The sequence below is a fragment of the Mycobacterium sp. E740 genome, assembly GCF_001672895.1.
GTDB lineage: Bacteria > Actinomycetota > Actinomycetes > Mycobacteriales > Mycobacteriaceae > Mycobacterium.
The window spans coordinates 1-19,284 of sequence record NZ_LZKP01000160.1; the positions used below are offsets into that span (position 1 = coordinate 1).

Annotated in this window: 17 protein-coding genes and 1 pseudogene; 14 read left to right on the forward strand and 4 right to left on the reverse strand. The window is 68.6% G+C overall.

Going from position 1 to position 19,284, the window contains the following annotated elements:
• A pseudogene (locus A5663_RS15240) lies at positions 1-213 on the reverse strand (aspartate carbamoyltransferase); the annotation flags it as partial.
• On the opposite strand from A5663_RS15240, the gene A5663_RS22680 reads away from it, so the two are divergent.
• From A5663_RS22680 to metK, 11 genes are all read left to right on the forward strand, one after another.
• Positions 199-333, forward strand: a complete 135-nt coding sequence (locus A5663_RS22680) for a hypothetical protein (RefSeq protein ID WP_369816640.1) — start codon at positions 199-201, stop codon at positions 331-333. The pseudogene A5663_RS15240 and the gene A5663_RS22680 sit on opposite strands and share 15 nt — an antisense overlap.
• On the forward strand, positions 330-1,625 hold the full coding sequence (locus tag A5663_RS15245) for a dihydroorotase (protein ID WP_068150597.1): 1,296 nt from the start codon (positions 330-332) through the stop codon (positions 1,623-1,625). The genes A5663_RS22680 and A5663_RS15245 overlap by 4 nt, the downstream gene beginning before the upstream one ends.
• Entirely contained in the window at positions 1,622-2,125 is a 504-nt protein-coding gene (locus tag A5663_RS15250) for a transporter (protein WP_068150601.1), read from the forward strand. Before A5663_RS15245 ends, A5663_RS15250 begins: the two co-directional genes overlap by 4 nt.
• Complete coding sequence (gene carA, locus A5663_RS15255) at positions 2,122-3,255, forward strand: glutamine-hydrolyzing carbamoyl-phosphate synthase small subunit (RefSeq protein WP_197503415.1); 1,134 nt, start codon at positions 2,122-2,124, stop codon at positions 3,253-3,255. The genes A5663_RS15250 and carA overlap by 4 nt, the downstream gene beginning before the upstream one ends.
• A gap of 26 nt (positions 3,256-3,281) precedes the next feature.
• Entirely contained in the window at positions 3,282-6,638 is a 3,357-nt protein-coding gene (gene carB / locus A5663_RS15260) for a carbamoyl-phosphate synthase large subunit (protein WP_068150609.1), read from the forward strand.
• Positions 6,635-7,453 (forward strand): orotidine-5'-phosphate decarboxylase, encoded by an 819-nt coding sequence (gene pyrF, locus A5663_RS15265; protein WP_068150611.1) that lies wholly within the window; start codon positions 6,635-6,637, stop codon positions 7,451-7,453. The genes carB and pyrF overlap by 4 nt, the downstream gene beginning before the upstream one ends.
• Positions 7,454-7,880: 427 nt before the next feature.
• On the forward strand, positions 7,881-8,198 hold the full coding sequence (gene mihF, locus A5663_RS15270; RefSeq protein ID WP_003889986.1) for an integration host factor, actinobacterial type: 318 nt from the start codon (positions 7,881-7,883) through the stop codon (positions 8,196-8,198).
• Between the two features lie 10 nt (positions 8,199-8,208).
• Positions 8,209-8,784: a guanylate kinase gene (gmk, locus tag A5663_RS15275; RefSeq protein ID WP_068150613.1), complete on the forward strand. Its 576-nt coding sequence runs from the start codon at positions 8,209-8,211 to the stop codon at positions 8,782-8,784.
• A gap of 61 nt (positions 8,785-8,845) precedes the next feature.
• Entirely contained in the window at positions 8,846-9,157 is a 312-nt protein-coding gene (gene rpoZ / locus A5663_RS15280) for a DNA-directed RNA polymerase subunit omega (RefSeq protein WP_068150616.1), read from the forward strand.
• A 24-nt stretch (positions 9,158-9,181) separates the two neighbouring features.
• Positions 9,182-10,432 (forward strand): bifunctional phosphopantothenoylcysteine decarboxylase/phosphopantothenate--cysteine ligase CoaBC, encoded by a 1,251-nt coding sequence (gene coaBC / locus A5663_RS15285; protein WP_068150619.1) that lies wholly within the window; start codon positions 9,182-9,184, stop codon positions 10,430-10,432.
• Positions 10,433-10,543: 111 nt separating this feature from the next.
• Complete coding sequence (gene metK / locus A5663_RS15290; RefSeq protein ID WP_068150635.1) at positions 10,544-11,752, forward strand: methionine adenosyltransferase; 1,209 nt, start codon at positions 10,544-10,546, stop codon at positions 11,750-11,752.
• Between the two features lie 86 nt (positions 11,753-11,838).
• On the opposite strand, the gene A5663_RS15295 is transcribed toward metK, so the two are convergent.
• Together A5663_RS15295 and A5663_RS15300 are read right to left on the reverse strand one after the other, a co-directional pair.
• Positions 11,839-13,320, reverse strand: a complete 1,482-nt coding sequence (locus A5663_RS15295) for an NAD(P)/FAD-dependent oxidoreductase (RefSeq protein ID WP_068150621.1) — start codon at positions 13,318-13,320, stop codon at positions 11,839-11,841.
• Between the two features lie 66 nt (positions 13,321-13,386).
• Positions 13,387-14,343: an alpha/beta hydrolase gene (locus A5663_RS15300; RefSeq protein WP_068150624.1), complete on the reverse strand. Its 957-nt coding sequence runs from the start codon at positions 14,341-14,343 to the stop codon at positions 13,387-13,389.
• Between A5663_RS15300 and A5663_RS15305 the strand changes: the two genes are divergently transcribed.
• The 3 genes from A5663_RS15305 to A5663_RS15315 are packed head-to-tail and all read left to right on the forward strand — an operon-like array spanning position 14,342 to position 18,874.
• A complete protein-coding gene (locus A5663_RS15305) occupies positions 14,342-15,046 on the forward strand; it encodes a lysoplasmalogenase (protein ID WP_068150627.1) in 705 nt (234 codons plus the stop codon). The genes A5663_RS15300 and A5663_RS15305 overlap by 2 nt on opposite strands.
• Complete coding sequence (locus A5663_RS15310) at positions 15,043-17,043, forward strand: primosomal protein N' (protein WP_068150629.1); 2,001 nt, start codon at positions 15,043-15,045, stop codon at positions 17,041-17,043. Before A5663_RS15305 ends, A5663_RS15310 begins: the two co-directional genes overlap by 4 nt.
• A 37-nt stretch (positions 17,044-17,080) precedes the next feature.
• Complete coding sequence (locus A5663_RS15315) at positions 17,081-18,874, forward strand: DUF2207 domain-containing protein (protein ID WP_068150632.1); 1,794 nt, start codon at positions 17,081-17,083, stop codon at positions 18,872-18,874.
• 28 nt (positions 18,875-18,902) lie between these two features.
• Here A5663_RS15315 and A5663_RS15320 read toward each other — a convergent pair.
• On the reverse strand, positions 18,903-19,284 hold a 382-nt coding region (locus A5663_RS15320), incomplete at its 5' end, for a LemA family protein (protein WP_068150638.1).

Consider the following 19,284-nt stretch of genomic DNA (forward strand, 5'->3'; position numbering starts at 1 on the left):
CGATTGCGACGAGTCGGCAACGGAGAACGCGATCTCCATGCCGCGGACCATCGGGCCCGGGTGCAGCACGACCGCATTGCCAGGCAGCATCGCCTGGCGTTTCTCGGACAGGCCATAGAACACCGAGTACTCCCTGGCCGACGGGAAGAACCCGCCGTTCATGCGGTCGTGCTGCACCCGGGCCCGATGGTCCGCGGCATGGAGATCGCGTTCTCCGTTGCCGACTCGTCGCAATCGGCAGTGCTGCAACAGGTTTCCAACGGCGTGCACATCCGCATGGCGGTGCTGTTCCACCTGCTGGTCGGAGCCGAGGAAGGGGCGATCAGCGCATGAGCTCCGTACTGATCCGTGGGGTGCGGCGCTACGGCGAAGGCGACCCCGTCGACGTGTTTGTCGACGCCGGGCAGATCGCCGACATCGGCGCCGGGCTGGACATTCCCGACGATGCGGACGTCGTCGACGCTACGGGCCAGATCCTGCTGCCGGGTTTCGTCGACCTGCACACCCATCTGCGCGAGCCGGGCCGCGAATACGCCGAGGACATCGAAACAGGTTCGGCCGCAGCGGCATTGGGCGGATACACCGCGGTGTTCGCGATGGCCAACACCAACCCGGTCGCCGACAGCCCGGTGGTCACCGACCACGTATGGCAGCGCGGCCAGCAGGTCGGGCTGGTCGACGTGCACCCCGTCGGCGCGGTCACCGTCGGGCTCGGCGGCACCCAGCTCACCGAGATGGGCATGATGGCCGCAGGTGCCGCACAGGTGCGGATGTTCTCCGACGACGGCGTCTGTGTGCACGACCCGCTGATCATGCGCCGCGCGCTCGAATACGCCACCGGTCTCGGCGTGCTCGTCGCCCAGCACGCCGAAGAGCCGCGGCTGACCGTCGGAGCGGTGGCTCACGAAGGGCCCAACGCGGCCCGGCTCGGCCTGGCGGGGTGGCCGCGCGCCGCCGAGGAGTCGATCGTCGCGCGCGATGCGCTGCTGGCCCGCGACGCCGGTGCGCGCGTGCACATCTGCCACGCCTCAACGGCCGGCACGGTCGAGATCGTGCGATGGGCCAAGGCGCAGGGCATCTCGATTTCAGCCGAGGTGACGCCGCACCACCTCCTGCTCGACGACGAGCGCCTGGCCACCTACGACGGCCGCTACCGGGTGAACCCGCCGCTGCGCGAGGCCTCCGATGCCAGCGCGCTGCGCCAGGCGCTGGCGGACGGGATCATCGACTGTGTGGCCACCGATCACGCCCCGCACGCCGAGCACGAGAAGTGCTGTGAGTTCTCCGCCGCGCGCCCCGGCATGCTCGGACTGCAGACCGCGTTGTCGGTGGTGGCCGAGACGATGGTGCGGCCCGGTCTGCTGACGTGGCGCGACGTCGCGCGGGTGATGAGCGAGAGGCCCGCCGAGATCGTCGGGCTGCCCGACCACGGCAGGCCGCTGGAGATCGGTGAGCCCGCCAACCTGACCGTCGTCGACCCCGAGGCGACCTGGACGGTCGAGGGTTCCGCGCTGGCCAGCCGGTCGGCCAACACCCCCTACGAGACGCTCGAGCTGCCCGCGACGGTCACTCTGACCCTGTTGCGCGGCAAAGTGACTGCGCGCGATGGGAAGAGCCCGGCATGAACACCGGCACGCTGATCGGCTCACTGGTCATGGCCGCCATCGTCGCCATCGTCATCGCGGTGCTGATCCAGGCGATGATGCGCGGGTGGCGCCGACGAGCTGAACGCCAGGCCGAGCTCGTCGGCACGTTGCCCGCGCTCCCGGACACCGTGGGTCCGGCGATCGTGGCTCCGACGAAGGGCCTGTACGTCGGCAGCACGCTGTCGCCACGCTGGAACGACCGTATCGCCGTCGGCGACTTGGGCTTTCGCTCCAAGGCGGTGCTGACCCGCTATCCCGAGGGGATCATGTTGCAACGTAGCGGCGCCATCCCGATCTGGATTCCCGACGAGTCGATCACCGCGATCCGCACGGAGCGGGGCCTGGCCGGGAAGGCGATGACGCACGAGGGCATCCTCGCGATCCGGTGGCGATTGCCGTCGGGCACAGAGATCGATACCGGGTTCCGCGCCAACGACCGTCGTGAGTACTCGCACTGGGTGCAACAGGAGGCAGTGTGACCGAAGAGCAGAAGGCCCTGCTGGTGCTGGAAGACGGCCGGGTGTTCACCGGTACGACGTACGGCGCCGTCGGGCAGACACTCGGCGAGGCGGTGTTCTCCACCGGGATGTCCGGTTACCAGGAGACTCTCACCGACCCGAGCTACCACGGGCAGATCGTGATCGCCACCGCGCCGCAGATCGGCAACACCGGATGGAACCATGAGGACGCCGAGAGCCGGGGTGACAGGATCTGGGTGGCCGGCTACGCGGTGCGCGACCCGTCGCCGCGCGCGTCGAACTGGCGGGCGACCGGCACGCTGGACGAGGAACTCGAACGCCAGGGCATCGTCGGGATCGCCGGAATCGACACCCGCGCGGTGGTGCGTCATCTGCGCAGCCGCGGCTCCATGAAGGCCGGCGTGTTCTCCGGTGCGGCGCTGGCAGACGCGGACGAGCTGCTCAACCGGGTCCGTGAACAGCCCACCATGCTCGGCGCGAACCTGGCCGGCGAGGTCAGCACCGACGCCACCTACGTGGTGGAACCGCAAGGCCCGCAACGGTTCACCGTCGCCGCGATCGACCTCGGCATCAAGACGAACACGCCGCGCAACTTCGCGCTGCGCGGAATACGCAGCCACGTGCTGCCGTCGTCGGCGACCTTCGAACAGATCGCCGACCTGAAACCCGACGGCGTGTTCCTGTCCAACGGGCCCGGCGACCCGGCGACCGCCGACCACGTAGTGGCCGTCACACAGGAAGTGCTCGGCGCGGGAATTCCCCTGTTCGGCATCTGCTTCGGCAACCAGATCCTCGGCCGCGCGCTCGGGCGTTCGACCTACAAGATGGTGTTCGGGCACCGCGGAATCAACGTCCCGGTGATCGACCATCAGACCGGCACCGTCGCGATCACCGCGCAGAACCATGGGTTCGCGTTGGAGGGTGAGGCGGGGGAGCGTTTCGACACCCCGTTCGGCGAGGCGGTCGTCAGCCACACCTGCGCCAACGACGGAGTGGTCGAAGGCATCAAACTCGTGAGCGGACTGGCCTTTTCGGTGCAGTACCACCCCGAGGCCGCCGCCGGACCGCACGACGCGAACTACCTCTTCGACCAGTTCGTCGACCTGATGGCAGAAGAGAAGGGTGCCTGAATTGCGCCGTAGATGGGAGGCAGCCGATGCCTAAGCGCACCGACCTCAACCACGTTCTGGTGATCGGCTCCGGACCGATCGTGATCGGACAGGCCGCCGAGTTCGACTACTCCGGCACCCAGGCGTGCCGCGTGCTGCGCGCCGAAGGACTGCAGGTCAGCCTGATCAACTCCAACCCGGCGACGATCATGACCGACCCGGAATACGCCGACCACACCTACGTCGAACCGATCACACCCGCATTCGTCGAACGGGTCATCGCCCAGCAGGCCGAGCGCGGCAACAAGATCGACGGGCTGCTGGCGACGCTGGGCGGCCAGACGGCACTCAACACCGCGGTGGCGCTGTCGGAGAACGGCGTGCTGGAGAAGTACGACCTCGAGCTGATCGGTGCGGACTTCGAAGCCATTCAACGCGGCGAGGACCGGCAGCGGTTCAAGGACATCGTCACCAAGGTCGGCGGCGAATCTGCCCGCTCGCGAGTCTGTTTCACGATGGACGAGGTCCGCGAAACCGTCGAGGACCTCGGTCTTCCGGTGGTGGTGCGGCCGTCGTTCACGATGGGTGGTCTCGGCTCGGGGATGGCGTACTCCGCAGAGGACGTCGAGCGGATGGCCGGCGACGGGCTCGCCGCGTCGCCGAGCGCGAACGTGCTCATCGAGGAGTCGATCTTCGGCTGGAAGGAATACGAACTCGAGTTGATGCGCGACGGCCGCGACAACGTCGTCGTCGTGTGCTCGATCGAGAACTTCGACCCGATGGGCGTGCACACCGGTGACTCCGTGACGGTCGCGCCGGCGATGACGCTCACCGACCGCGAGTACCAGACGATGCGCGATCTGGGCATCGCGATCCTGCGCGAGGTGGGCGTCGACACCGGTGGCTGCAACATCCAGTTCGCGGTCAACCCCGCCGACGGGCGCCTGATCGTGATCGAGATGAATCCGCGGGTGTCGCGCTCGAGTGCGTTGGCCTCCAAGGCCACCGGTTTCCCGATCGCCAAGATCGCGGCCAAGCTGGCCATCGGTTACACGCTCGACGAGATCGTCAACGACATCACCAAGGAGACGCCTGCCTGCTTCGAGCCGACGCTGGACTACGTCGTCGTCAAGGCGCCCCGCTTCGCGTTCGAGAAGTTCCCCGGCGCCGACGGCACACTGACCACCACGATGAAGTCCGTCGGCGAGGCGATGTCGTTGGGCCGCAACTTCATCGAAGCGCTCGGCAAGGTGATGCGCTCGCTGGAGGCCGGCCGCGCCGGGTTCTGGACCAAACCCGACCCCGACGAGGAGACCATCACGGTCGACGAGCTGCTGAGCAGGCTCGAGAAGCCGTCGGACGGCCGGTTGTACGACCTGGAACTGGCGCTGCGCAAGGGCGGCAGCGTCGAGCAGGTGTCGAAGGCCTCCGGTGTGGATCCCTGGTTCGTCGACCAGATCGCCGGGCTGGTCGCATTGCGCGCGGAGATCGTGGAGGCGCCGGTGCTCGACGCGGGTCTGCTGCGCCGCGCCAAGTACCACGGGTTGTCGGACCGCCAGATCGCCGCGCTGCGACCGGAACTCGCCGGCGAACGCGGGGTGCGGGCGCTGCGCCAGCGGCTCGGCATCCACCCCGTCTTCAAGACGGTGGACACCTGCGCGGCGGAGTTCGAGGCGAAGACCCCGTACCACTACAGCAGCTACGAACTGGATCCCGCGGCCGAGACCGAGGTGGCCCCCCAGACCGAAAAGCCCAAGGTGCTGATTCTGGGGTCGGGCCCCAACCGCATCGGGCAGGGCATCGAGTTCGACTACAGCTGCGTGCACGCCGCGACGACGCTGAGCCAGGCCGGCTTCGAGACGGTCATGGTCAACTGCAACCCCGAGACCGTGTCCACCGACTACGACACCGCGGACCGGCTCTACTTCGAGCCGCTCACATTCGAGGACGTACTCGAGGTCTACCACGCCGAATCTGTCTCCGGCGCAGGCGGTCCCGGCGTCATCGGGGTCATCGTGCAACTCGGCGGGCAGACGCCGCTCGGGCTGGCCGAGCGGCTCCAGGAGGCCGGTGTGCCGATCGTCGGGACCAGCCCCAGGGCGATCGACCTCGCCGAGGACCGCGGGGCGTTCGGCGACGTGTTGGCCAACGCCGGCCTGCCCGCGCCGCGGTTCGGGCTGGCGACCAGCTTCGAGCAGGCGCGGCGCGTGGCGGCCGACATCGGATACCCGGTGCTGGTGCGGCCGTCGTACGTGCTCGGCGGTCGCGGCATGGAGATCGTCTACGACGAAGAAACCCTGGAGGGCTACATCACCAGGGCCACCGAGCTCTCTCCCGAGCACCCGGTGCTGGTCGACCGCTTCCTCGAGGACGCCATCGAGATCGACGTCGACGCGTTGTGTGACGGCACCGAGGTCTACATCGGCGGCGTCATGGAGCACATCGAAGAGGCCGGTATCCACTCCGGTGACTCGGCGTGCGCATTGCCGCCGGTGACGCTGGGCCGCAGCGACATCGACGCGGTGCGGCGCGCCACAGAGGCGATCGCCCACGGCATCGGCGTCGTCGGCCTGCTCAACGTGCAGTACGCGCTCAAAGACGACGTGCTCTACGTGCTGGAGGCCAATCCGCGCGCCAGCCGCACGGTTCCGTTCGTGTCGAAAGCGACAGCGGTGCCACTGGCCAAGGCCTGTGCGCGAATCATGCTGGGCGCCACGATCGCTCAGCTGCGCGAGGAAGGACTGCTGGTGCGCACCGGCGACGGCGCTTCCTTCTCGGTGAACGCGCTCAACACGCCGGTGGCAGTCAAGGAAGCGGTGCTGCCCTTCAACCGGTTCCGCAAACACGATGGAACCCAGATCGACTCGCTGCTCGGTCCGGAGATGAAATCGACGGGCGAGGTGATGGGCATCGACCACGACTTCGGTAGCGCGTTCGCCAAGAGCCAGACCGCCGCCTACGGATCGCTGCCCGCCGACGGCACGGTGTTCGTGTCGGTGGCCAACCGCGACAAGCGCTCGCTGGTGTTTCCCGTCAAGCGGCTGGCCGATCTGGGATTCCGGGTCCTGGCCACGGAGGGCACCGCGGAGATGCTGCGGCGCAACGGAATTCCGTGCGAAACGGTCCGCAAGCACTTCGAGGAGCCTCGCGAGGACAGGCCGGCGGCATCAGCAGTCGACCTCATCAAAGCCGGCGAGGTCGACATGGTGATCAACACGCCGTACGGCAATTCCGGGCCGCGTATCGACGGATACGAGATCCGGTCGGCGGCGGTGGCCAACAGCATCCCGTGCGTGACGACCGTGCAGGGCGCTTCGGCCGCGGTGCAGGGCATCGAGGCAAGGATCCGCGGCGACATCGGCGTCATGTCGCTGCAGGAACTGCACAGCGTGCTCGGGCAGTGACCGGCTTCGGTCCGCGGCTGGCCGATGCGGTGGCCCGGCGTGGACCGCTGTGTCTGGGCATCGACCCGCACCCGGAGTTGATGCGGGCGTGGGGGCTTTCCGTCGACGCGGACGGCCTGCGCCGCTTCTGCGACGTCTGCGTGTCGGCGTTCGCCGGCTTCGCGATCGTCAAGCCGCAGGTCGCGTTCTTCGAGATGCACGGCGCCGCGGGCTTCTCGGTGCTGGAACACACCATTACCGCCCTGCGCGACGAGGGAGTTCTCGTACTCGCCGACGCCAAGCGCGGCGACATCGGCTCGACGATGGCCGCCTACGCCGCCGCATGGGCGGGTGATTCGCCGTTGGCGGCTGACGCGGTGACCGCGTCGCCGTATCTGGGCTTCGGCTCCCTGCGGCCGTTGATCGACGCCGCCGTGGCCAACGACCGCGGGCTGTTTGTGCTCGCCGCCACGTCGAACCCCGAGGGCGCCTCCGTGCAGCGCGCCGTCGCCGGTGGCCGGACCGTCGCGCAGTCGATCGTCGATGCCGCTGCGGCTGTGAACCGGACCCTGTCCGCCGGCCTCGGCCCGATCGGGGTGGTCGTCGGTGCCACGCTCGCCGACCCGCCCGACGTCAGCGCGCTCGGCGGCCCGGTGCTGGCTCCCGGCGTGGGGGCTCAGGGCGGGCGGCCGGATGCCCTGGCGGGCTTCGGGGGCGCCAAACCGGGCCAGCTGCTGCCCGCCGTGTCACGCGAGGTGCTGAGCGCGGGACCGGACGTCTCTGCGCTGCGGTCGGCGGCCGAGACGATGCGCGACGCCGTCGCATACCTGGCCTGAGTACGTCTCGCCAGCCACGTGCGAAACACCTGTAACAGCGGTCACAACGCATGCCGATTCGCCTCTCCGCGACACGCCCAAGGCGATTGACCAGCGGAAATTTTTCTTTTTTCAAGGCCCTGCCAGCCCGCTGTGTGGCCCGGGTCACAGGCTGAGCGGACGGACAGCGCACAGATGCCTCCCGAAATGCCTTGATATGCAGGCAGTTCCGTCCGCCCCAACCGGCACCCCGCCGGGTCGGGCGGCGTTGGGTGCGTCGCCGGTGCCCCTGGTGATCGCCTGACAAGCTGGGCTTTTGACGCGCCAACCCGGGGGTGGCGTTCGCTTTAGTCAGCCTGCGTGGGTACGGTCGTCGTCGCTGGCTGTTCTGGATTTTTTCCTATCAGCCCAGGCAGAGAAAATTGATGGTGATGAGACGGAGGAACCCGTGGCCCTTCCCCAGTTGACCGACGAACAGCGCGCGGCCGCGTTGGAGAAGGCTGCCGCCGCACGTCGAGCACGTGCTGAGCTGAAGGATCGGCTCAAGCGCGGTGGCACCAACCTCAAGCAGGTGCTCAAGGACGCCGAGACCGACGAGGTCTTGGGCAAGATGAAGGTTTCCGCGCTTCTGGAGGCGTTGCCCAAGGTCGGCAAGGTCAAGGCGCAGGAGATCATGACCGAACTCGAGATCGCCCCGACCCGCCGCTTGCGTGGCCTCGGCGATCGTCAGCGCAAGGCGCTGCTGGAAAAGTTCGACCAGTCCTAGGCGCGAAAGTTTGAGCGCCGGCCGGGGGGCCGGCCGGGTAGTCGTGCTGTCCGGCCCCTCCGCCGTCGGGAAGTCGACCGTCGTTCGCTGTCTGCGCGAACGCATTCCCGACCTGCACTTCAGCGTGTCCGTGACCACCAGGGCCCCGCGCCCGGGGGAGGTCGACGGTGTCGATTACTCGTTTGTCACCGCCGAGGAGTTCAGTGAGCTGATCGCCACCGGGGCTCTGCTCGAATGGGCGGAGATCCACGGCGGCCTGCATCGCTCCGGAACGCCTGCTCGACCCGTCCGCGACGCCATCGCCGCCGGTAGGCCCGTTCTCATCGAGGTCGACCTCGCCGGGGCGCGGGCGGTCAAGAAGGCGATGCCCGAGGTCCGCACCGTCTTCCTCGCCCCGCCCAGCTGGGAAGAACTCGAGAGCCGGCTGACCGGTCGCGGCACCGAGACCGCCGAGGCGATGGAGCGCCGCCTGGCCACCGCACGCGCCGAGCTGGCCGCTCAGGGGGACTTCGACACGGTCGTCGTGAACAGTCAATTGGAGTCTGCCTGCGCCGAATTGGTATCCTTGCTGGTGAACCGGACTTAGTTGAGGCGCTCGACACGCGCGGACCGGCCCAAAGCAATCTGAACTCCAGGAGATTTTCTACGTGAGCACCCCGCACGCCGACGCGCATCTGGCCGCCGTGGACGACATCGACACGGCGGGCGCCTATGACACGCCGTTGGGCATCACCAACCCGCCCATCGACGAGTTGCTGGACCGGGCGTCGAGCAAGTATGCGCTGGTGATCTATGCCGCCAAGCGCGCGCGACAGATCAACGACTACTACAACCAACTCGGCGACGGCATCCTCGAGTACGTCGGTCCGCTGGTCGAGCCGGGCCTGCAGGAGAAGCCGCTGTCGATCGCGATGCGCGAGATCCACTCAGACCTGCTCGAGCACACCGAAGGCGAGTAGCAACTCGTAGGGGAGCGGCCGCCCATGGAGCCCAAGCGGATCATCGTCGGCGTCGCCGGTGGTATCGCCGCCTACAAGGCGGCCACCGTGGTCAGGCAGCTCACCGAGGCGGGCCACAGCGTCCGCGTCGTCCCCACCGAGTCCGCGCTGCGGTTCGTCGGGGCCGCCACCTTCGAGGCCCTGTCGGGTCACCCCGTCCACACGGGCGTCTGGGACGACGTTCATGAGGTCCCGCACGTGCGCTTCGGCCAGGAGGCCGACCTCGTCGTCGTCGCACCCGCGACCGCCGACCTTCTGGCGCGCGCCGTCGCGGGCCGGGCGGACGACCTGCTGACCGCCACGCTGCTGACCGCTCGATGTCCGGTGCTGTTCGCCCCTGCGATGCACACCGAGATGTGGCTGCACCCGGCGACGGTCGACAACGTCGCCACGCTGCGTCGCCGCGGCGCCGTCGTGCTCGAACCGGCGTCGGGCCGGCTCACCGGATCCGACAGTGGCGCGGGCCGGTTGCCCGAGGCCGAGGAGATCACCACCCTGGCGCAGCTCCTGCTGACCAGGCCGGACGCGCTGCCCTACGACCTGGCCGGCGTCAAGGTACTGGTGTCGGCGGGCGGCACCCGTGAGCCGATCGACCCGGTGCGCTTCATCGGCAACCGCAGCTCGGGTAAGCAGGGCTACGCGATGGCGCGGGTGATGGCCCAGCGGGGTGCCGACGTCACGCTGATCGCAGGCAACACGACGGGGCTGATCGACCCGGCCGGGGTCGACGTCGTCCACATCGGTTCGGCGGCCCAGCTCAAGGACGCCGTCTCCAAGCACGCACCGGACGCCCACGTTCTGGTGATGGCCGCGGCGGTCGCCGACTTCCGGCCCACCCAGACGCAGACCAGCAAGATCAAGAAAGCCGCCGATCCGGCCGCGCCGGCCCCGGTCATCGAGTTGACCCGGACCGAGGACGTGCTGGCGGGCGCTGTGCGGGCACGCGGCGACGGCCAGCTGCCCAACATGCGGGCGATCGTGGGGTTCGCCGCCGAGACCGGCGACGCGAACGGCGACGTACTCCACCACGCCCGGGCGAAGCTGCAGCGCAAGGGCTGTGATTTGCTCGTGGTCAACGCCGTGGGCGAGAATCGTGCGTTCGAAGTCGACAACAATGACGGCTGGCTGCTCGCGGCCGACGGTACGGAATCGGCGCTGGAGCACGGCTCGAAGACGCTGATGGCCAGCCGTATCGTGGATGCGATCGTGGCCTTCCTGCAGAGCGGGAGCGGGTAGCGCGAATCACGTATTCGGCTGCGTGTAAAGCTTGCGCGCGACCGGCGCACACGCTTATGTGCAACAGGGCACGCCTATAATTTGATGAACTAAGTTTTGGAGGATCACACCGTGACGCAAGCTCGGCTGTTCACCAGTGAGTCGGTAACCGAGGGTCACCCCGACAAGATCTGCGACGCCATCAGCGATTCGGTGCTCGACGCGTTGCTCGCGGGCGATCCCAAGTCACGCGTCGCGGTGGAGACGCTGGTGACCACCGGGCAGGTGCACGTCGTCGGTGAGGTGACGACGGCCGCCAAGGAGGCATTCGCCGACATCGCGAACACCGTGCGTGACCGGATTCTCGAGATCGGCTACGACTCTTCGGAGAAGGGCTTCGACGGCGAGACCTGCGGCGTCAACATCGGCATCGGGCGCCAGTCGCCCGACATCGCCCAGGGTGTGGACACCGCGCACGAGACCCGCGTCGAGGGCGCCGGCGACCCGCTGGACCTGCAGGGCGCCGGCGACCAGGGGCTGATGTTCGGCTACGCGATCAGGGACACCCCGGAGTTGATGCCGCTGCCGATCGCGCTCGCGCACCGGTTGTCGCGCAGGCTGACCGAGGTCCGCAAGAGCGGTGTGCTCGACTACCTGCGGCCCGACGGCAAGACGCAGGTGACTGTGCAGTACGACGGCACCACGCCGGTGCGCCTCGACACCGTGGTGCTCTCGACGCAGCACGCCGCGGGCATCGACCTGGAGAAGACGCTCACGCCGGACATCCGCGAGAAGGTCGTCAACACCGTGCTGGCTGACCTGAACCACGACACCATGGACACGTCCGACTTCCGGCTGCTGGTCAACCCGACCGGCAAGTTCGTGCTCGGCGGCCCGATGGGCGACGCGGGTCTGACGGGCCGCAAGATCATCGTCGACACCTACGGCGGCTGGGCCCGTCACGGCGGCGGCGCGTTCTCGGGCAAGGATCCGTCCAAGGTCGACCGGTCAGCGGCGTACGCGATGCGCTGGGTGGCCAAGAACGTCGTCGCAGCGGGTCTGGCTGAGCGCGTCGAGGTGCAGGTCGCCTACGCGATCGGCAAGGCGGCCCCGGTCGGACTGTTCGTCGAGACCTTCGGCAGCGAGACCGTCGACCCGGCCCGCATCGAGAAGGCGATCACCTCGGTGTTCGACCTGCGTCCCGGCGCGATCGTCCGCGATCTCGACCTGCTGCGGCCGATCTACGCCCAGACCGCGGCGTACGGCCACTTCGGCCGCACCGACGTCGAGCTTCCCTGGGAGCAGCTCGACAAGGTCGACGAGCTGAAGGCCGCCGTCTAGATCTGCGCGGCCATCCCCGAAACCGACGAAATGGTCGCCGTCAGCGACCAAAACCAGCCATTTCGTCGGCCTCGGCGCGGGGGGGCTTAGGAACTGAACGCGTAGTCGCTCAGCGGGAAGCGACGGCTGCGCCAGATCGTCTCGATCGTGGTGGCCGGGCGCAGTGGCGCGTCGCCGTTCTTGTCGAAGTAGTAGCTGTTGGCCTGCTGGCAGCTCTCCTGCCAGAAGATCTGGCGGTGCCGCTTGCGCATCATCTCGGCGAAGTAGCGGTCGTTGGCGTCCTGGGTGACCTCGACGCGGCGGGCCTGCTTGCGTCGGGCGTGCTTGAGGCAGCGCACGATGTGGTGCGTCTGTGTCTCGATCAGCGCGAAATACGACGATCCGACGTAGCCGTACGGGCCGAACACCGTGAAGAAGTTGGGGAAACCCGGCACGCTGATCCCCTCGTAGGCCTGCAGGCGGTTCTCCTGCCAGTGTTCGCTCCACGAGCGGCCGCCCGACCCGGTGACCGGGTAGGTGGGCATGTCGTCGGTGTCCATCACCTTGAAGCCGGTCGCCAGGATGAGCACGTCGACGTCGCGGGTCTCGCCGTCGGCGGTCGCCACGCCGGACCCGGTGATCTTGTCGATCGGCTCCGTCACCAACTCGACGTTGTCGCGGTTGTAGGTGGACAGATAGGTGTTGTGGAAACCGGGCCGCTTACAGCCGACGGCGTACCGCGGCGTGAGCTTGTCGCGTACGTCGGGATCGTCGACCTGCTTGCGCAGATACGCTTCGCCGACCTTCGTCATGTTCTTCGCCATCGGATTGAGCGTGAAGTACTGCGCGGGCAGCGTGAAGGTCAACTCGACGTAGGCCTGACTGAGCAGTCGCTGCACCGCCTGACCGCCGGGCAGCCGCATCATTCGCCGGACAGTCGGCGACAACGGCACGTCGGCCTTGGGGAAGCACCAGATCGGAGTCCGCTGAAACACGCTGAGCCGCTCGACGACTGGGGCAATCTCGGGGATGACCTGTACCGCCGAGGCGCCGGTCCCGATAACGGCGACCCGCTTACCGGTCAGATCCTGTTGGTGGTCCCACCGCGCGGTGTGCATCGTGACCCCGGCGAACGAGTCCACCCCGTCGATGTCGGGAAGGTTGGGCGTGATCAACACGCCGCATGCGTTGATCAGGAACCGCGCCGTGACCGTTTCACCGGAGTCCAGTTCGACGCGCCACATGCTCTCGCCGTCGTCGAACACCGCCCCAAGCACCTTCGTGCCGAACCGGATCTTGGGCCGCAGCCCGTACTTGTCGACGCAGTGCTCGGCGTAGGCCCGCAGTTCGCCGCCCGGCGCGTAGGTACGTGTCCAGTCGGCGCTCTGCTCGAACGAGAACTGGTAGGAGAACGACGGAATGTCAACGGCAATACCGGGATAGGTGTTCCAGTACCAGGTGCCGCCGGGGCCGTCACCGGCCTCGATTATCAAGTAATCGCCGAGTCCGGCCCTGTCGAGGCTGATCGCGGCGCCGATACCGGAGAAGCCGGCGCCGACGATGATGGTGTCGTGATCGGGCGTTGTCACAAGGCCTCCCGGACGTCGAACGCTCCGCTCACGTTACTCCGGTCACCCGCGGTCCGGTGGACTCGTTCAACCGTCCCACAGCGCGGTGCGCAGCGCGCGCAGTCCGCGCTCGGTGGCTTCGGTGGCGGCGGGCACGACGCCGGCGTAGCCGAGGTATCCGTGGACGAGTGTCTCGGCGTTGTGCAGTTCGACGGGAACGCCTGCGGCGGCGAGCAGCTCGGCATACCGGGCGCCGTCGTCGCGCAGCGGATCGTGGCCCGCGACGGCGATGTAGGCGGGCGGCAGGCCGGTGAGGTCTTTCGCGCGCGCCGGCGCCAGCGTCGCGGGCATGTCAGACAGGTCCATGTCGCCGACATACCATCGCGAAAAGCCGGTCACCGCAGCATAATTGAGGATCTGCGCGTCGGCGTTCTCCTTGAACGACGGCAACGACACGTCCCACGTCGTCGCCGGATACCACAACAGCTGATACCGGATCGTCGGACCGCCGGCGTCGCGCGCCAGTTGCGACACCACGGCGGCGAGGTTGCCGCCCGCCGAGTCACCAGCGACCGCGAGACGATCGGCGTCGACTCCCAACTCGTCGGCGTGCTCGCCCACCCACTGGGTCACCGCCCACACGTCGTCGACGGCGGCGGGGTACGGGTGTTCGGGCGCGAGCCGGTAGTCGACCGAGATCACCACCGCCTCGGCGACCGCTGCGTGCCTGCGCGCGGTGCTGTCGTAGCTGTCCAGATCGCCGACCGACCAACCGCCGCCATGAAAGAACAGCACCACCGGTGGCGGCGTGTCGCTGTGGGACGGCGGTCGGTAGACCCGCACCGGGATCGGGCCGCCGGGACCCTCGACCGAACCGTCCTGAGCCAGCACCTCGGGGTTCGTCTCGACGCGCGGCAGCGCATTGAACCGCTGCCGCGCAGCCTGCACGCCGCCGTCGGTTGTCAACTGAAACGGAACCTTCTCCAGTACCTTCAGCAGAATGGCGTCTACGGGTTCCTGGTTGGCCGGGTCGTCGGCTGACATGGGGACACCGTACGTTCACCGGCGAACCAGGCTGCTGTGGGTGGCGGCGGCGGCCGTCGCGGCCTGTTACGGAGTGTTCCTGATCGTGACCGCCGTGCGGCTACCCGCGGGCGCCGAGTTGACCGGCCAGTTCGCGCTGCAGCCCGCGGTCAAGGCGGCCGCGGCGGTGCTGCTCGCGGTGGCCGCGCTCACCCATCCGATCGCCCGGGAGCGGCGCTGGCTGGTGGGCGCGCTGCTGTTCTCGGCGGCGGGTGACTTCCTGTTGGCGCTGCCGTGGTGGGAACCGTCGTTCGTCCTGGGGCTCGGGGCCTTCCTGGTGGCGCACCTGTGTTTTCTGGCGGCGCTGTGGCCGCTGGTGGCGCCGACGACGCCGCGGGTGGTGGCTGTGACGATCACGGTGGCGGCGTGCCTCGCACTGCTGGTGTGGTTCTGGCCGCGACTGGCCGCCGAGGGGATGACCGTCCCGGTCACGCTCTACATCGCCGTGCTCGGCGCGATGGTGTGCGTCGCATTGCTGGCCCAACTCCCGACGCCGTGGACGGCACTCGGTGCGGTGTGCTTCGCGGTGTCGGACGCGATGATCGGCATCGGCAAGTTCGTCCTGGGCACAGAGGCGTTGGCGGTCCCGATCTGGTGGGCGTATGCGACGTCGTTGCTGTTGATCACGGCGGGCTTGTTCTTCGGGCGCGCCGCGCAACGGTGACGCCCACCCGCCAACCGGCCGAGCACGAGCCGATTGCTCGGGTGTTGCCGATGCTGACGGTGCCGCACCTGGACCGTGAATTCGACTACCTGGTGTCGGCCGAGCAGTCCGACGACGCCCAGCCCGGAGTCCGGGTGCGGGTGCGGTTCCACGGCCGGCTGGTCGACGCGTTCATACTCGAAAGACGTTCTGACACAGACCATGTCGGCAAGCTGGGCTGGCTGGACCGGGTGGTCTCCGCCGAGCCGGTGTTGACGCCGGAGGTCCGCAGGCTCGCCGACGCAGTCGCGGCGCGCTACGCGGGCACCCGCGCCGACGTGCTGCGCCTGGCGATCCCGCCGCGTCACGCCCGGGTGGAGAAGCAGCAGCCACCGGAGTCGGCGCCGTTCACTGCAAGCCCGGTGGACACCGCCGCCTGGTCGGCATACGCCCGCGGCGAGCAGTTCCTCGGCGCGCTGGCCGAAGGCCGCGCCGCCCGTGCCGTCTGGCAGGCGCTGCCCGGTGAACGCTGGCCGGACCGCCTGGCCGAAGCCGCGGCCGTCTCGGTGAACTCCGGACGAGGCGTGCTGCTGATCGTCCCGGACCAGCGCGACATCGACGCGGTGCATGCCGCCGCCGTTCGGCTCGTCGACGAGGCTCGCGTCGTGGCGCTGTCGGCCGGTCTGGGGCCGGCGCAACGCTACCGACGCTGGTTGTCGGTGCTGCGCGACGAGGCCCGGCTCGTGATCGGATCCCGCAGCGCGGTGTTCGCGCCCGTCGCCGAACTCGGCCTGGTGATGGTGTGGGACGACGGCGACGACACGCTCGCCGAGCCGCGTACGCCGTATCCGCATGCTCGCGAGGTGGCGATGTTGCGCGCGCACCAACTGCGCTGCGCCGCAGTGATCGGCGGATTCGCCAGGACCGCCGAGGCGCAGGCGCTCGTCCGCAGCGGCTGGGCGCACGATCTGGTCGCACTTCGACCGGTGGTGCGCGCGGCGTCCCCGCGCGTGATCGCCCTCGACGACAGCGGTTTCGAGCAGGAACGCGACCCGGCCGCCCGGTCGGCTCGGCTCCCGTCGATGGCGCTGCAGGCGGCACGCAAGGCGTTGGAATCCGGTGCGCCGGTGCTGGTTCAGGTTCCGCGCCGCGGATACGTGCCCGCGTTGGCGTGTGCGCGCTGCCGGACGGTCGCACGCTGCAGGCACTGCACCGGCCCGCTGTCGCTGCCCGACCGCGACGCCGCGGGTGCGGTGTGCCGGTGGTGTGGTCGGGCGCATCCCGCGTTGCGCTGCGTCCGATGCGGTTCGGACGCGGTGCGGGCGGTGGTCGTGGGTGCGCGGCGCACCGCCGAGGAACTCGGTCGGGCCTTCCCGGGCACGACGGTCGTCACCTCCGGCGGCGATGCGATGGTCGGCGAGGTAGCGCACCATCCGGCGGTCGTCGTCGCCACGCCCGGCGCTGAACCGGTCGCTGCCGGCGGGTACGGCGCAGCCCTGCTGCTGGACAGCTGGGCGCTGCTCGGCCGCCAAGACCTCCGCGCAGCCGAGGACACACTGCGCCGCTGGATGGCCGCCGCCGCGCTGGTGCGCAGTCGGGCCGACGGCGGGCTGGTCGCCGTAGTCGCCGAGTCCGCCATACCGACTGTGCAGGCGCTGATTCGCTGGGATCCGGTCGGTCACGCCGATGCGGAGTTGAACTCCCGGACCGAGGTCGGTCTGCCGCCGGCGTCGCACATGGCCGCCGTCGACGGTGCGCCCGAAGCCGTACACGCGATGTTGGACACCGCGGAACTCCCTGACGGCGCGGAGCGGTTGGGACCGGTCGACCTGCCGGTCGGCGCCCGCAGGCCGCCCGGAACACCCGCCGACACCACGGTGATCCGGATGCTCGTCCGGGTTCCCCGGGACGCCGGGCTCGCACTGTCGTCGGCGCTTCGGCGCGCGACGGCGGTGCTGAGCGCGCGCCACGATCAGGAGCCGGTTCGCGTACAGATCGACCCGCTGCACATAGGGTGAACCGGACACCCGTCGACGGGCGGGACAGGAGGTCCGCATGCGCCGATTCTTCGCGTGGTCGATCGCGTTGGTGCTGCTGGCATTCGGGGTGTTGTGGCCGGTCGTTTTCAGCGGTGGCGGCTCGCAGGCGTCGCCGGCCGACGACCCCGTCGTCATCACGGACTACAAGGCGGACTTCGTCGTCGACGAGAACGGCCGGCTCGACGCGGTGGAGACCATCACCACGAACTTCCCCGGCGACAGGCACGGACTGTTCCGCTACTGGGATGTGACCAACCCCAACAGCCCTCAGGTGCGACAGCCGCCGACGATCGACTCGATCCTGCTCGACGGCGGACGGGTCGACTACCAGATGCTGTGGGAGGACGGCCACCGGTTCCGGGTGGCGAAGATCGGCGACCCGGACGAGTACCTGAGCTACGGCCGGCACGTGTTCGAGATCAGATACTCGGTCGGCGGCGTCCTCGATCCCGAATCGACCGGTGCGGGCCGGGAATTCGCCTCTACCAACGGCGAACCAGCCGCCTCGGGTTCGGTCTTCTATTGGAACGTCATCGCTCCCGCCTGGAACAACCGGATACAGCGAGCCGAGATTTCGATCACGCTGCCCGGCAACGTGCCGGGTGTCCAGTGCTCGGTCGGTTACGGTGTCGGCGCACCGTGCCAAAACCTGGTCGTCAACGGGAAAACCGTGCAGTTCTCCGCCCAGCACCTCGCCGCCCGAACGCCTGTCACCGTGCGCGCGAGTGTCGAAGTGCCCACGCCCGCGCGCGCCGAATTGCCGTGGGGCTACAGATGGGATCGGGTGCTGGGCCAGTCGCTGACCGGGGTGTTGTGGGTCGCGGCGCTGACCGTGGTGGCCGGACTCGGCGCGCTGCTGTGGTACCGCACCACCGTGGAACCGTCGCCGGGATTTCCGCTGCAGTACGCACCGCCACCGGGACTCGGCCCCGTCCAGACGGAGTACATCCGCACCGAAGCGGTGCCCAAGAACGGACTGACCGCGACGCTGTTCTATCTCGCCGAACGCAGGTTGGTGGAGCTGCGGCAGATGAGCGACGAGAATTGGCGTGTCCGGGGTGTCGCCGAGCGCAGCGCCTGGCTCGACGTGGACCCGGTCAGCGTGACCGTCGGCTCGGTGCTCAAGGTGATGAACCCGGGCGGCGAATTCGAGGCGAAGAAGACCGTCAAGTCGGGCCAGAAGCTCAACAACGCCAAGACCGACATGGCCAAGGCGGTCGAGGCGTGGGCTTTCGACAACAAGCTGCTCGTCAAGCGGAAGAAAGAGTTGTGGGTCCGCACAGCGAATGTGATCGCGTTCCTCTGCACGCTGTTCGCGATTTTCCGGTGGATCTTCCCGACGACCATGTGGGCGCTTCCGTTCGCGGCGTTCTTCCTGCTGTCGATCGGGTCGTGGACAGCCGGTGTGGGCACCCGGCGAACTGAGACCGGACGCGAACTGTGGTCGCGCGCAGGCGGTTTCCACCGGCTGCTGACCACGGACTCCGCGGAGGCGCGATTCGACTTCGGCGCGCGCAAGGACCTGTACTCGGCGTACGTGCCGTTCGCAGTCGCCGCAGGAGCGGCCGCTCTGTGGGCCAAGAAATACGAGACCACCACGGGAGCACCTGCGCCGCAACCCGATTGGTACAACTCCTCATCACCTACCGGCGTGGGTTTCGTCACCGGCTCGGGTGGCGCGAACTTCGACAGCTTCGAGTCGGCGCTGTCGTCGTCGATCGGTGCCTACACCGCATCACAGTCGTCGAGCAGTGACGGCAGGGCGGGCTCCGGGGTGCCGGCGAAGACGATGCGCACCGCGCCAGTGTAGAGACGGCGTCCGGGCGACGTGTCCGCGCTCAGCGCGGCGTCTGGTAGTACTCCCGCTCGGAGACACCGGTCATCGGTGCGACGAACATCCACGGGATCGTCGTGACCAACCGGTTCAGCGTGGCGACCGAGTCGTTGTAGTACTGGCGCGCGAACGCCAGCTTGTTCTCGGTATCGGCGAGGTTCTCCTGCAGGTTCAGGAAGTTGTTCGACGAGTTCAGCTGCGGATAATCCTGTCCGAGCGCGAGCAACGGGACCAGGGCGGTGTCGAGGTCCTTCTCCGCTGCACTGCGCTGCGCCACCGATTTTCCGGCCGTCGCCGACGTCACGGCCGCGCGAGCGTTGGTGACGTGGTCGAGGATCGCCTTCTCGTGGCCGGCGAACGTTTGCACCGTGTGCACCAGGCTCGGG

Coding starts and splice junctions, on each gene's coding strand:
- A5663_RS15245 (WP_068150597.1), top strand. CDS start 330: ATGAGCTCCGTACTGATCCGTGGGGTGCGGCGCTACGGCGAAGGCGAC.
- A5663_RS15305 (WP_068150627.1), top strand. CDS start 14,342: ATGGGGACACCGTACGTTCACCGGCGAACCAGGCTGCTGTGGGTGGCG.
- coaBC (WP_068150619.1), top strand. CDS start 9,182: ATGGAGCCCAAGCGGATCATCGTCGGCGTCGCCGGTGGTATCGCCGCC.
- A5663_RS15315 (WP_068150632.1), top strand. CDS start 17,081: ATGCGCCGATTCTTCGCGTGGTCGATCGCGTTGGTGCTGCTGGCATTC.
- A5663_RS15300 (WP_068150624.1), bottom strand. CDS start 14,343: ATGTCAGCCGACGACCCGGCCAACCAGGAACCCGTAGACGCCATTCTG.
- A5663_RS22680 (WP_369816640.1), top strand. CDS start 199: ATGGAGATCGCGTTCTCCGTTGCCGACTCGTCGCAATCGGCAGTGCTG.
- A5663_RS15250 (WP_068150601.1), top strand. CDS start 1,622: ATGAACACCGGCACGCTGATCGGCTCACTGGTCATGGCCGCCATCGTC.
- carB (WP_068150609.1), top strand. CDS start 3,282: ATGCCTAAGCGCACCGACCTCAACCACGTTCTGGTGATCGGCTCCGGA.